Here is a 12401-nt window from a genome sequence, read left to right as displayed (position 1 = left end):
CATCATGTTCTCCATCGGGGACAGGTCAGGCCAAAAGGAACACCGGGGCAAACCGATTCGCCCTAGTTCTCGGAAAGATGAGCCGCCGCGTCGCGCACGCGTGCTACGTCTGCATGCGAGGCACGGGCGAGCCGCGATCCGTAATCCGGGTCGGCCTTATAAAAGTAAGACAGCATCGCGTACTTGTTCCCGTCATTGGTTACCCGGACCAGGTCGTTCGACAATGCGGTGATAAGGTCCGTCTTGTCGGTGCTCGACAACGAACGGTAATACTCGCCCGCTTGCCGGAAATCGAGCGTCTTGTGAATTGCAGCCTGCTGGGTCGTGCCCGTGAGCGGCGTCTGCGTGTATTTGTACTTTGCCTGCTGACCAAGCTCGTTGATCCCCGATGGCTCGTAGTTGGTTTCCCCCTGTCGGCCTCCAGCGTTCATCTTGCCGTCCTGGTTGTCGTTGTTGACAGGAACGACCGGCCGGTTAATGGGCAACTGGTTGTAGTTCGCACCCAGCCGATACATTTGTGTATCGGCATAGGCGAACAGGCGCCCCTGAAGCATCCGATCTTCGGAGGGCTCGATGCCCGGCACCAAACGGGACGGAGCAAATGCGGACTCTTCGGTGGACTCAAAATAGTTGTCCGGGATGCGGTTGAGCGTCATCGTTCCGACCTTCTGTTCGGGAATGCTGGCCGGCCAGACTTTGGTGTCGTCAAGTGCATCGAAATCGAATTGGCCGAGCTCTTGCGGCGTGAGTACCTGGATGTAGAGATCCCATTGCGGATAGTCGTGTGCCTTGACCGCGTTGTAGAGATCATTCGTCATCATGTTCCAGTCAGCGCCGATTGAATGGGCAATGTCCTGCGGACGAAGACCCTCGACACCCTGGCGGCTTTTCCAGTGAAATTTCACATAGTGAATCTCGCCCTTGGCATTGACGAACTTGAAGGCGTGAACGCCGAAACCATCCATGTGCCGGTATGAGTCCGGCATACCCTCGTCGGTGTACAGATGGGTCAGCATGTTGGTCGCTTCCGGCGAATGCGCGAAGAAGTCGAAGGCCAGGTTCGGATCCTGCACGCCGGTCACGGCGGACGGTTTGTTCGCGTGCACGAAGTCCGGGAACTTGATGGCATCGCGGATAAAGAATATGGGCCAGTTGATCCCGACAATGTCCCAGTTACCTTGCTGCGTGTAGAACTTGACAGCAAACCCGCGTGGGTCGCGAGCCTGCTCGGGCGATCCGCGATAACCCATCACGGTGGAAAATCGAACGAAGACAGGCGTCTTCGTTCCGGGCGTGAACACCTGGGCGTCTGTCAGCGAGCTGATGTCGGCGCTCGGCGTGAAGTCGCCGAAGAGACCCGTCCCGCGGGCATGAACGACTCGCTCCGGAATACGTTCCCGATCGAAACGCTGAAGCTTTTCGATAAGGTGAGAGTCTTGCAGGACGACTGGACCCGAGGGACCGGCTGTCTGCGAATTCTGATTGTCTCCGACAGGAGACCCATTATCGCTGGTCATATCGGCAGCCTGCGCAAACGGAGTCACGCTTGTTACCAAAGTCATCGAGAAAATACTTGCCGCAATCTTTCTAATCGAGTTTTTCACGTTTTTTCCTGGTTTTTCAGAATTAACCGAAAAAAATATTAATCCAAAAAAGATAATTGCGAGATTGTGATTTTCTATCCTTTGGATAGTCAGAGTTTAAGTTTCAATTAGCAAACGAATTTATATATAGAAAGTTTGTCAACAAGAACTATGGGCGAGCACAAGCATAGGAACCGCGCCGCTTTGGCGCCGGTTGGCGGCCAAAACGATAGCGGAAAATCCTCTTTTAAGGGTTTTTTATCACATATTTCAGATTGTTGAATTACCCGGAATAACGATTTTCGATGACATGTTTATTCAGTTCCCGACTTTAATCGAGAACCCTTGTGAAATTTCTTGCCGACTCGCATACGCAAAGCGAAAAAGAGAATTCGTTAATTAAAACGAGCCTCAGTAACTTCACTTGCTGCTGTAGGAATCCAGAGATTTTGCATGCTTCAATTACGTCCGCATGTTGCACCCGTGCTAAAAGTCTTGACAAAAATAATCGGCGAAAAAACGCACTGCATACAGCGGAGTCGAAGGCGAATCGATCGTGCAGAGAATATCTTCGATCGCCCCCCCTGCGCCGCTGCCATCCGCATCATCGACCCTCACCGTCCGGCGGACAATGTCGCAAGCGTCACGAACTCAAGCAGCATAACCGCGCGTGAACACATCGATTACGGCGTCGATAAGCCGGTCCCGCTCGGCGGCGTCGGGCATTGTCCGCTCACCGACAAGAATTCGATGTTCCAGGTCTCCAGTCAGCATATCGTGGAAAAAGACGGCGGCGCGGTTGGGATCCGCCAGTCGAAGCCGGCCGGCCTGTTGGTGGGCCTCGACGAAATCGGCACAGAAGCGGTATGTCCGTTCTGGACCCGCCACGACCCAGGCCCGCCCGATCGCGGGGAATGCCTGCGACTCGGCAATGATCAGGCGATGCAAAGCCAACGCATCCTTCCCGAGCACGATTGTCAGCACGGCATCCGCAAGCACTCGCAGGCCTTCACTCAGCGGCAGCAAAGCGAATCGGTTGTCCATGAGGGGAACAAGCATGGCGTCGAGCAGCCGATCAATAGTCGCCAGGAAAAGACCCTCCTTGCCACCAAACCACGAATACACGTTGGTCTTCGACTGTCCGGCGCTTGCGACGAGTTCGTCTACGCTCACAGCGGAGAAGCCACTTGCGAGAAAGCGCTCCGCGGCTATGCCGAGAAGAAGTTCGCGCTTCGCATTCGAATCCGTTCGTCCCATGTCGCCCTCGGTTCAAGCGATGGCTGGCCGGGCCAGCCGTCGCAAGGAAATCTTGTCCGCCAGCGCAAGAACCGCCCGCGGGAGCCTTTCGCCTTCCTCATCTTCGTTGTACGGATGAATGGACGACAGATCAAAAATCTCTAGCGTCCTGCTTTCGGCAATGGTTTGGCCCAACATACGGAGAGTCGCCGTGCAATACGAGTGGCGGCGCAGGCTCCCAGAAATACCCAACAATCTGATCGGTACGGCCCCTTCAATCACGGCGAACTCCAATCTCGAAAGTCTAACGATACCATACGGTATCGTTTATTAAAAGAGGAAAATTGCCGCCGACTTTTGCTGATCCTTGCCGGCACGTCCGGTATCGCCCTCTTCAGAGCAGCACGGCCTTTGCCCATCACTTCGCCGTACTCGGTGAGCAGTCTCTTGTATAGAAGCGGGAACGCCGCCCTTTCCGTAGCGCGCTCCTTAAGGTGCTGCACGCTCACAAGCAAGACGGCATTTCGGTATACCTGCAATTCGTCGCGACTACGTATCCCTGACCGTCACAAACAGCTACATTTTCAGGAACGCTGCGATCGCTAACGAGTATCTACCGATTAGGATGACGAAATGGATACGCTTTGTGTTGTTGTTCGGAGGAAATGGGCCGTGGCACAGGACATTATTGGCCTGGAGTTAGTCGCTGAGCCTCAAACCAGGCTCCCCGCATTCACGGCAGGCGCGTATATTGATGTGCACATTCCTCAGCCAAAATATGCTCAAAGCGTCGTTCGTCGGTATTCGCTCTGCAACGGTCCGACGGACAGGGATGCCTACGTATTAGGTATCAAAGAAGATAGCCGGTCCCGGGGAGGGTCAGCCACCATTCATCGAGACATTCTTGAAGGGGACAAACTTTTCATAGGGCCGCCTCGTAACAATTTTAAATTGTCCGACTCTTCGCAGAAGGCGCTTTTGTTCGCTGCGGGTATTGGAATCACGCCATTGCTCGCGATGGCTCAAGAGCTGGCATTTAATCAGCGTCCGTTCGATTTGCACTATTTCGCGCGATCGGCGGAGTTCGCTGCGTTTCAGGATCGCTTGAACAACATGGAACACAGCGGAAACGTCCACTATTACTATGGGCTCACTCCTGAGGCAACCGAACGTGCGGTCGGCTATGCCGTCGAAGCGGTTTCATCAAATACCCACGCCTACTGTTGCGGGCCGACGGCCTTTATGGACGTTGTCGTCGCTCACTCGCGACAATGGATATACCCTGGCAACATCCATCTGGAGTATTTCTAGGAGTGACCGTTGTTAGCGCGCGCATTGAAATGCTGCTCCAGCAACTGCACAATCCACGAAGCCAATACGAAAGGCGCGGTCAACGCCGGCATGCCGACTGCTGACGCAGCAAGCTCAATTAGCAACGTCAAAACAATGGCTGTAATTGCCGCTTTGGCACCGAACCGGCAAGTCGCAAGCGCCGCCAGTGCCGGATTGAAGCCGCATATACCGCTCTGCAGCACGCCCGCGGATGTGCCGAGAACCGACCATAGCGCAAGCCCGAGCGCACTACCACCAAGCGCCCATGCAGCGCGCGACGGTCTCGCCACCAGAAGGGCGGCGAGGATCAAAGCGCCCGCAGCAGGCCCTGCAGCAAAAGCGATCGGGGCCAGGCCCGCGACACTACCTTCGAGGCAGGGCCGAAGGAATGCGGGGGCTGCGCTTAAAAGCAAACGAACATCGCTGTCCGCGCCTGCCGCGGCAGCAACGCTCACTGCCGCAGTTCCGAAAGACTGGTCTGCAAATATGGGTAACCATGCCCATGTCACAAGCACTGCAGGACTCGAATAGGCTGCCAGATTCCAACGGCCGAGCGCCCGCGTGAGCATGTCCGACAAACCGGTGGCTAACACCGCCGCAAGGATTGCGACGGCAGTCGCGCGCGAATCGTCATGGATGAAAGTAAACGCAGCAAGTGCCGCTAGCCCTCCATTGAAGCCGTGCAAGTCATTGCGCGTTGCCGGCGAACCATGGTCATCGAAGATATGCGCGAGCACATTGCCCGTTAGCGTGCCTATTAACAACGCGCATGCAAGACGGGGGCTGAAGCACAACAAGGCGAGGACGAGGATCGCGCCTGTCGCGGCGTTTCGCTGCAGCACGATTTGGCCCATGCTTCGCGCGAAGCTGCGGATCTGTATCGTCGCTTCGGTATCGACTCTGATTACAATTGGCATGGTGAGCGCAGACAGCTTGGCGGTAATGGAAGCGGATGGGACGGCTCACGTCTTGGGCTCGCGTTGGTTTTTGCGTGCTTACACCGCCGTTTCCGGGGCTTTCGCGCGCCGGCCCGAACAACGCTGCTGTTAGGATTTGAAACGTATCACCGTCAATATTTCCAATCCATAGCGAGGAAGGCATGCACGATATATGGTTGCTGCGATAAGTCGCGTTTCGTTTCAACCGTCGATCTTCCCGTTAAATCGCGACACGACTCTTTCGATTTTCCGACGCACATCCAGCACAATGTCGAATCGATGCGTTTTCAGTCGATTTATGCCAAAAATGAGAGATCGTATGACGTGCAGGCTATTGTGGATCGCGCACCGTGTCACCCGCGGACCCCGCTCTCCAGCACACGTTTCCGTTTTAACCTTTATCGCTAAGGGGCATTGCGTTGATCTGCCTTCCCATTTGCCTCCCGCTCCCCAGCAATCATGACCTTTAGTCTTCAGCAACTTCATGCGTTCACGACGATTGTCGAAAGCAGCAGCCTCGGTCGCGCAGCAGAGGTCCTCCATGTGACGCAGCCGGCTTTGAGCCGGACGATCAAGCGGCTGGAGGAAGAGCTTGGCGCCCCGCTGTTCGAACGCCACTCAAAGGGCATGCAACTGACCGCGATCGGCGAGGCTCTGCTCCCGCACGCCACCCTGCTGCTGCATGAAGCCGACAACGCGCGCGAAGAGATCGACGCGATCCGCGGCCTCGCCAAGGGCACGATCCGGGTAGGCGCTGTGGCGAGCATTGCAACCCTCGTGCTGCCCTTGGCGGTCAGCGGTGTACTCGCTCGTTGGCCGAACTTGCGCGTGCAGATTATTGAGGGCGTGTGGGACCGGCTCGCCGACAGTTTGCTCAGGCAGGAGATCGACCTTGCGCTAAGCATGGCGGTGCCCGATACGGATGAGATTACCGCCATTTCCGATTGTTGCTGGGAGGACACGAGCTACGTGGTTGCCGCGCTCGATCATCGGCTGCGTGCCAAAACGGAGCTATGCCTGGCCGATACGCTTGATCAGCTGTGGTGCATCCCGCCTCGTGGCACCGGCCCGTTCGAGCACATGCAGCGCGTGTTCGCCGAGCATGGGCTACCCATGCCGGAGATCGCGGTCGAGACCCGCTCCATCACCGTCCTGAAGAGCCTTGTCACGCGTGCGGGGTTTTTAAGCTGGATGGCCGCGCCAATGTACGACACCGAAAGCGCGGCAGGCGTGTTCGATACCCTGCCCATTCCAGGACTCGTCGCGCGTCGCACGCTAACGGCCTTCCGACGCCGTCAGGGCATTCTGCCGCGCCCCGCCGTCATGCTGCTGGACCAGCTAAGGCAGTTGACCTCGACCGCGGCATGAGGCTTTCAATCGGTGCCCTGCAGCTTGATAAAATTTCCACGCGGTTTCGCCAACAACGGCGGCACTAACATCTTCGGGAGTGAAGAATCATCATGGATCAGATCCTCGCTATTCGACCCTTCGTCCCTGCGAAAGACTTCGACGCTTCCAAGCGTTTCTACCGGGCATTAGGTTTCACGCTGACCCACGAGGACGAAAGCATTGCGATATTAAAGCTGGGCAGTTTCAGCTTCATTCTTCAGAATTTCTACGCAAAGGAATTTGCCGAGAACTGCATGATTCAACTTCTCGTACGGGATGTGGATTCGTGGTGGCAGAAAGCGAAACCCGGAGAGCTTGTCGAGCAGTTTTCTGTTAATGCTCCTCGCGAGCCGGCGCTGCAAAGCTGGGGCATGAAAGTCGGGTTCATCTTCGATCCTTCCGGCGTGCTTTGGCACGTGGCTGAAGTACCGTTCTGAACCCGGGGCTTTGATGCCAAATCATTAGCCCTTGATCCGGTCAGCCGTCATCCAGCCCTCGCTCACGCCGATCTGCGCAACCTGCTTCGCGACGGAATCGGCCAGGCGCTTCGCATCATCCGGTACCCCGGCGTGTTTGGTCTCGGACACCGCATGCAGACCCACGCCTGCCGCAGCCGATGTCGCAACATGCCCGGCAGCAGCGCCAACACCCGCTGTTTCCACGACGCCGGGCGCCTTGCCGCTGTCCGCCTTTGCATCGAAACTCTGAACCAGCCTCGGCATTTCGCCCGCCGGTTGATACACGAGCTGCACGGATGTGCCGACCTGGCTTTTCCCTGCGCCCAGACCAACCAGCATCCGGCGGCGGCGATTCCCGGCGTCGATCGTCTCGAAGCTGCCCTGCACGATCAGGGCGTTCCGGTCGGTGGGGGCAGACGAATCTGCACGTACTGCATGCAGGCCCATTGACTGTAGTTGCTTGACGATTTCATCGGCCACCTGCTCCCGCACTTCGACTGCATCGTCGGCTTGCTTCTTCATGGTCGAGGCACCGTCGAATTGCGTCTTCACCTTCTGAAGCAAACCACCGTCGAGTTTCACCTGATCCGGCGAGCTTTCAAACGCATAGACATAAATGGTCTCCGGCCGTACCTGCGCCGCCGCGGGGAAAGCACTCACGTTGGTGACACCACCAGCGCAGCCGGTCAGCAGAACGGCACAAAAAGCCAAGGCGGACAGTGCACGAAATGCGCTTCGTCCGGCTAACATCTTAAGAATATTCAGCATGTTCATCCTGTCATCGACACCATCGTGTCTCGATTATTCAAACACATCGTCCGATGAGATAAACAAGTATGGATAGCTGATCATCGGCGCTCTATTCGTGCTGGAAACGCCTGGCTGAATCTGCGTTAGATCTGCTCGTTCTGGCGTTCCTGCAACGAAGTGAAGTATGAATGAACGGCCGCCCAATCTCTATCCAACAATTATGTCGCGGGATGTCACGCGTGGCAGGGTGAACGTTTCTTCAGATGATTGACTGAGGAGGCGAATCGGCAGGATAAGCCGGCAGCGGAGTTATCACCTCCAATTTAAACGAAGGTGATAACTGCAGCCAGCTAAGCTTCCGAGGATTTTGATTGCCACCGTCGGCTCAGTGATTGATCACTCCGCGGCGTCGAACGCGTCGTGATAACTCACGTTACCGACGGGCCAATTGCCGCTGAACAGAATTGCCTGGAAGTACTCGGCTGGCACGCCCGGTAGCACCAGTCCAGGCTGGGCGGAAAATCCGAAGCGCTCGTAATACGCGGGATCGCCAAGGACGACGCAGCCGGCGCCCCCAAGGCATCGCAGTTCCGCCAACGCTGATTGCATAAGCTGAGTTCCAATTCCCTGCCCTTGCCGCTCCGGCGACACCGAAATCGGGCCAAGGCCGTACCACCCGGTCATGCCGCAAGTGAGGGAGACCGGCGAGATCGCGACATGACCGACTATCTGATTGCCGTCCTGACCTACAAGGGAAACGGATAGTTGTCCGGCACGCCGCAACGCGTGAACGATGAACTGCTCGGTATGGTTCGTATGGGGGGCGTTCTGGAATGCGGCCGCAGTCAGTTGCTCGATGACGGCGTTGTCGGCGGGTGTTTCTGCACGGATCAGGATGGGCATCGGGATGGACTTATGATGTTCGTTGGGGCGGGTCTCGGCCGGAAGATTCCGGTCTGCGTCGTGCTTGTCATCAACAATATCCTCGCAGGCAGCATGGACACCGGCAGATAGCATGGTCGCATCCGAGCGGTAACTGGTTGTCCCGGCAGGATCACGCGCGAGTCAGATGCTCGCGGATCCTGACACCCTCCTGGTACCCGCCACCACATCACAAATGTTGCGATGGCGGTTGCCCAAACCAGTAACTGCAATTGTGGGCGGTATACGCGTCATATGTGTTCGAAACAGGATAACCAAAATCGAGAACCCGACGCGTTGCAGAGGTATACGCCGGCCAGTTCGCAACGGTGCTCCCGGTATTCGGATTGCCTGAGTGAGCAAACGACGACAGCGCCGCCGTCATCGCATCCGACAGCGTTGCCTGATTGGCGGTGGGCGTCGGAATCAACTGCTGCGACAGCTTTCGCAAACAGTCCAGCCGATCCCGGCGATGCGAGTTGAACATAGACAGAATGTCCGCCGGCTGAATCGCCGAAGATAGTGACGTTCTTCGGATCGCCGCCGAATGCCGCAATATTCTTCTGCACCCACGTCAGCGCAGCGGCCTGGTCCATGATTCCATAGTTGCCCGCAGCCCCGTTCGGGTCCTCCGCGGCAAGCGCCGGATGCGCGAGGAAACCCAGCGCATTAAGACGGTAGTTGAACGTCACTACAATTGCGTTTGCCTTGACCGCCAACGCCGAACCGTCGGTGCCAATCCCGGACCCGTTGATAAACCCGCCGCCGTGTATCCAGAACAGCACAGGCAAAGGGGTCGTTACCGTCGTGGGTCCGGGCACATAGATGTTCATGTACAGGCAGTCCTCGCTACCCGCGGTAGCCGCTGGCGAGCCCTGCACGCATTCCGAGCCGGCATGCGACGCGTCGCGGACGCCCGAATAGGCGGCCGCTGCAACAGGCGCCTTCCAGCGGAGTGCACCAACAGGCGGCGCCGCATACGGTAAGCCGAGATACGCGTGCACACCGTTGACGGCGACGCCCTTTGCCTGACCCTGAGCAGTCTGAACCAGATTCGGATCACTAACCGTACTGCTGTCACTGCCGCCACAACTAGCGACGATCAGCGGCAGGGTCGCGGCAAGGGTCCATCCAAGCGCTTTTTGCGGATATTTTTTCAAGGTTGTCTCCTGATTTTCGGTTCAAAGCGTGTGCGCCCAGACTCATTCCGGCCACATCGACTTTTAGGGTTCTTTTTTTTAGGCAAAGCAACACCCCGCCCCTCCATACGGGAGCTCTTGACCCGAGGTCATTGACTTCGCTTAGTGCAAACAGCGTGTGGTCACAGGGTTGGCCGACAGCGTTGCGCGCCGGCTATGCGTTCAGCCGTCGAATCGATAGAGCACGCTATCTACACGAAAACGCACGTCCTCTGCCAGCGCGTTACTGACGAGAAGATAGCGCTGGCCGTCCGCCATGAAGGCAGCGGCATCCGTGCCACCCGAAGTGGGGAACTCATCGACTAGTTCGAAGCGGCCCTGTCCCTGTCTCCACAGGAATATTTGTGATTGCTGCTGCGTCTGCGGCGCGTGAGGCGTGCCGGTAATGAAACACACACGCACGAGATAGAGGCCGTGCGCGCCGTCGACAAGGCGCAGCTCGCGTCCTCCTGCCGCGCCCAACGACTGGACCGGATCGAACTGGATCCGTGCTCCATCGAACTGGAACAAGCGCGTCTCGCCCATCAGGTTCGCGTGCACCATCCACAACGTATCCTGTTCAATGAAGAAACTGAATGCGCGCCCGCCGGGCTCGTCGAAGCGTTGAACAATCTCAAAACCCGCCCCCTGCCAGCGATAAATCAAAGAACCGCTGACATGATCCGCATAGGCCAGATAGTGCTGGCCGCCGAACGTGATAAACGCCCAGTTGTATCCCCAGTATCCATCGAGTTTTTGTAGCAATCCGAATTGTTTTCCATCCCATTCGAAAATGCAGGATTCACGCGGATTATTTGGCGTCACCCCTTCGACCGTGACACCCTGAGCCAGCGCGAGGAAATGCCGGCCGCCGATAGAGAAAAAGCGCCACTGTTTGCCGGCGAACGTAGGGAGGCGCTGAAACGGTGTCCACTGATTGTCGTCGCGCTCGTACAGGATCGCCTCAGTATCAAGCGTATAAGGGCCGCTGCCGGAGCGCACGCCTACGGTCGCGAGAAAGCGCCGGTCACCAATCTCGAAGTACTCCGCGTCCTCGCCGCCTGGTACAGAAAGTGTGTCGTGCTCGACGAGCCGCCCCGCTTGCCAGGTATAGATCAACGTATCAACGTTGCTGTCGCCCGCGCTCATTCCGGGCGCCTGCCCGGGGATGTCACGCGCCAGTTGAGGGACGACCACGAAGAGCCGCTGGTCGATGTTGAATACTTCGACTGCGCGCGCACCGCTGGTCGCCAGCCTTTGCACCGGCGTAAGGAGCGACTTGAGCGCCTCAGTGTTTGCCATCGCTGATCTCCTGCCCCGTCATCATGAATTTTGAAAACGGCTTGTGGCGCAGCGTGCCATCGTCGCGTGGGCGCCATAGATTTGCCAGCGTAATGCCAAGCGCCGCGAACAACGCGAGCAGCCCAGCCGCCAGGAATAGATGACCGAGGGACCAGTTCTGCGCGAGCAGAATGCCGCCGACCACGGGCCCTATGATCGACCCGGTGCGTCCGATGGCCAGCGTCCAGCCCACACCCGCCGCGCGTACACCGGTGGGGAAGAGGCAGCTTGCAATCGCCGGAAAGGTCAGCTGGCCGCCAACAATGCATGCGCCCACCACGAACAGCAAGCCGAACGCTGCGTTGCCCGCGCCGATCACCCGGCCGAGCGTGAAGACCATCACGGAGCCCGCTACAAACGCCACGGCCACCGCGACGAACGGAGCGCCTCGTCTCACGATCAGCGAGATCAGCAACGCTCCGACGATTGCACCCACGTTGAGCACGACCGCGCCCAACGCGGCCCGGTCGGGGGCCACACCGTTCAGGTTGAGGATGGTCGGCATGAAGCTGACCAGGAAGCCCGACAGGATCATGCTGGCAAGCACCCCGAACCAAAGCGCGAATGTTGCGGCGAGACGTCCTTCAGCGAACAGGTTGCCCACGAACCGGGCCAGGAGATCGCTGCCCATGCCGTCGCTTGCCTGCGGAGCCGGTTTGCTTGTTGCCTCGGCTGGCGTTGCTGCCGGAATGATCAGCAGCACCGGGATGATTGCCGCCAGCGCGCACGATCCGCCCATCAGGAACACGAACGGCCAGCCGAATTTCATCATCAATGCAGCCGTGATCGCGCCGCCTACGACGGCACCGAGCGGGAAGCCGATGAACATCAGGATGACCAGCGACGAGCGGCGTTCTGACGAGGCGCTTTCGGCCGTGATTGCGGCGATAGGCGGAATGGCGCCGCCCATGCCGAGGCCACCGAGGAACCGCAATGCAGCGAGCGTGCCAGCCGAACTGGCGAACGCGCAGGCCAGCGTGAAGCCTCCGGTCACGACCAATGCGAGCACGAGCATTTTCCTGCGGCCGAAACGATCGGCAAGCGGGCCGATGGTTAGCGAGCCCAGCACCGTGCCGACAAAACCCGCACCGAATACGCGCCCGAGCGACGCATGATCGATCTGCAAGGATTTCGCCAGCAGCGGTGCAACGAACGACAGCATCAGCGTATCGAATCCATCGATCATGGAGACCGCGAAGCAGACGAGCGTGATGCTGACGACCGAGCGGACAGCCCGGCCTCCGGAGGATGCAACTTCAATATTCATGATCTGAC

The 12401-nt window shown here is 57.9% G+C and carries 12 protein-coding genes and 1 pseudogene; 3 read left to right on the top strand and 10 right to left on the bottom strand.

Annotated features, from left to right (window positions below):
* Window positions 1-62: 62 nt before the first annotated feature.
* The 3 genes from JWR14_RS17795 to JWR14_RS38590 form a co-directional block, all read right to left on the bottom strand.
* The gene (locus JWR14_RS17795; RefSeq protein ID WP_299709392.1) at window positions 63-1562 is read right to left on the bottom strand and encodes a catalase; all 1500 of its coding nucleotides are present in this window, start codon (window positions 1560-1562) and stop codon (window positions 63-65) included.
* A 672-nt stretch (window positions 1563-2234) separates the two neighbouring features.
* Window positions 2235-2840 carry a TetR/AcrR family transcriptional regulator C-terminal domain-containing protein gene (locus JWR14_RS38595; protein ID WP_366144563.1) on the bottom strand — a complete coding sequence of 202 codons (606 nt, stop codon included), beginning with the start codon at window positions 2838-2840 and terminating at the stop codon, window positions 2235-2237.
* Window positions 2841-2852: 12 nt separating this feature from the next.
* Window positions 2853-3017 (bottom strand): hypothetical protein, encoded by a 165-nt coding sequence (locus JWR14_RS38590; protein WP_366144566.1) that lies wholly within the window; start codon window positions 3015-3017, stop codon window positions 2853-2855.
* 474 nt (window positions 3018-3491) lie between these two features.
* Here JWR14_RS38590 and JWR14_RS17785 point away from each other — a divergent pair, with 474 nt between their 5' ends.
* Window positions 3492-4130 (top strand): ferredoxin reductase, encoded by a 639-nt coding sequence (locus JWR14_RS17785; protein ID WP_299709318.1) that lies wholly within the window; start codon window positions 3492-3494, stop codon window positions 4128-4130.
* Here the strand turns inward: JWR14_RS17785 and JWR14_RS17780 are convergent.
* Window positions 4127-5068 carry an urea transporter gene (locus tag JWR14_RS17780; RefSeq protein ID WP_299709315.1) on the bottom strand — a complete coding sequence of 314 codons (942 nt, stop codon included), beginning with the start codon at window positions 5066-5068 and terminating at the stop codon, window positions 4127-4129. The two genes, JWR14_RS17785 and JWR14_RS17780, sit on opposite strands and share 4 nt — an antisense overlap.
* Window positions 5069-5548: 480 nt before the next feature.
* Here JWR14_RS17780 and JWR14_RS17775 point away from each other — a divergent pair, with 480 nt between their 5' ends.
* Together JWR14_RS17775 and JWR14_RS17770 are read left to right on the top strand one after the other, a co-directional pair.
* Window positions 5549-6457: a LysR family transcriptional regulator gene (locus JWR14_RS17775; RefSeq protein ID WP_299709312.1), complete on the top strand. Its 909-nt coding sequence runs from the start codon at window positions 5549-5551 to the stop codon at window positions 6455-6457.
* A 92-nt stretch (window positions 6458-6549) separates the two neighbouring features.
* Window positions 6550-6915 carry a VOC family protein gene (locus JWR14_RS17770; protein WP_299709309.1) on the top strand — a complete coding sequence of 122 codons (366 nt, stop codon included), beginning with the start codon at window positions 6550-6552 and terminating at the stop codon, window positions 6913-6915.
* A gap of 24 nt (window positions 6916-6939) precedes the next feature.
* Here the strand turns inward: JWR14_RS17770 and JWR14_RS17765 are convergent, their stop codons facing one another.
* From JWR14_RS17765 to JWR14_RS17745, 6 genes and pseudogenes are all read right to left on the bottom strand, one after another.
* Window positions 6940-7704, bottom strand: coding sequence for a DUF4410 domain-containing protein (locus JWR14_RS17765; protein ID WP_299709306.1), 765 nt, complete (start codon window positions 7702-7704; stop codon window positions 6940-6942).
* Window positions 7705-8082: 378 nt separating this feature from the next.
* Window positions 8083-8589 carry an N-acetyltransferase gene (locus tag JWR14_RS17760; RefSeq protein WP_299709389.1) on the bottom strand — a complete coding sequence of 169 codons (507 nt, stop codon included), beginning with the start codon at window positions 8587-8589 and terminating at the stop codon, window positions 8083-8085.
* A gap of 208 nt (window positions 8590-8797) precedes the next feature.
* On the bottom strand, window positions 8798-8992 hold the full coding sequence (locus tag JWR14_RS38585) for a hypothetical protein (protein WP_366144562.1): 195 nt from the start codon (window positions 8990-8992) through the stop codon (window positions 8798-8800).
* A 61-nt stretch (window positions 8993-9053) separates the two neighbouring features.
* Window positions 9054-9767: pseudogene (locus JWR14_RS17755) on the bottom strand (carboxylesterase family protein); the annotation flags it as partial.
* A gap of 201 nt (window positions 9768-9968) precedes the next feature.
* Window positions 9969-11087: a hypothetical protein gene (locus tag JWR14_RS17750; protein ID WP_299709300.1), complete on the bottom strand. Its 1119-nt coding sequence runs from the start codon at window positions 11085-11087 to the stop codon at window positions 9969-9971.
* The gene (locus JWR14_RS17745) at window positions 11074-12393 is read right to left on the bottom strand and encodes an MFS transporter (protein WP_299709297.1); all 1320 of its coding nucleotides are present in this window, start codon (window positions 12391-12393) and stop codon (window positions 11074-11076) included. The genes JWR14_RS17750 and JWR14_RS17745 overlap by 14 nt, the downstream gene beginning before the upstream one ends.
* Window positions 12394-12401: the final 8 nt, after the last annotated feature.

The sequence above is a fragment of the Caballeronia sp. genome, from assembly GCF_028292365.1.
In the GTDB taxonomy this organism is placed as follows: Bacteria; Pseudomonadota; Gammaproteobacteria; order Burkholderiales; family Burkholderiaceae; genus Caballeronia.
This window is presented reverse-complemented; position numbering and strand designations above follow the sequence as displayed.

What these genes read in the sequence shown, in the direction of transcription:
- JWR14_RS17745 (WP_299709297.1), bottom strand. Translation starts at nt 12,393, where the DNA reads ATGAATATTGAAGTTGCATCCTCCGGAGGCCGGGCTGTCCGCTCGGTC.
- JWR14_RS17795 (WP_299709392.1), bottom strand. Translation starts at nt 1,562, where the DNA reads ATGACTTTGGTAACAAGCGTGACTCCGTTTGCGCAGGCTGCCGATATG.
- JWR14_RS17750 (WP_299709300.1), bottom strand. Translation starts at nt 11,087, where the DNA reads ATGGCAAACACTGAGGCGCTCAAGTCGCTCCTTACGCCGGTGCAAAGG.
- JWR14_RS38585 (WP_366144562.1), bottom strand. Translation starts at nt 8,992, where the DNA reads ATGACGGCGGCGCTGTCGTCGTTTGCTCACTCAGGCAATCCGAATACC.
- JWR14_RS38590 (WP_366144566.1), bottom strand. Translation starts at nt 3,017, where the DNA reads ATGTTGGGCCAAACCATTGCCGAAAGCAGGACGCTAGAGATTTTTGAT.
- JWR14_RS38595 (WP_366144563.1), bottom strand. Translation starts at nt 2,840, where the DNA reads ATGGGACGAACGGATTCGAATGCGAAGCGCGAACTTCTTCTCGGCATA.
- JWR14_RS17775 (WP_299709312.1), top strand. Translation starts at nt 5,549, where the DNA reads ATGACCTTTAGTCTTCAGCAACTTCATGCGTTCACGACGATTGTCGAA.
- JWR14_RS17780 (WP_299709315.1), bottom strand. Translation starts at nt 5,068, where the DNA reads ATGCCAATTGTAATCAGAGTCGATACCGAAGCGACGATACAGATCCGC.
- JWR14_RS17770 (WP_299709309.1), top strand. Translation starts at nt 6,550, where the DNA reads ATGGATCAGATCCTCGCTATTCGACCCTTCGTCCCTGCGAAAGACTTC.
- JWR14_RS17765 (WP_299709306.1), bottom strand. Translation starts at nt 7,704, where the DNA reads ATGCTGAATATTCTTAAGATGTTAGCCGGACGAAGCGCATTTCGTGCA.
- JWR14_RS17760 (WP_299709389.1), bottom strand. Translation starts at nt 8,589, where the DNA reads ATGCCCATCCTGATCCGTGCAGAAACACCCGCCGACAACGCCGTCATC.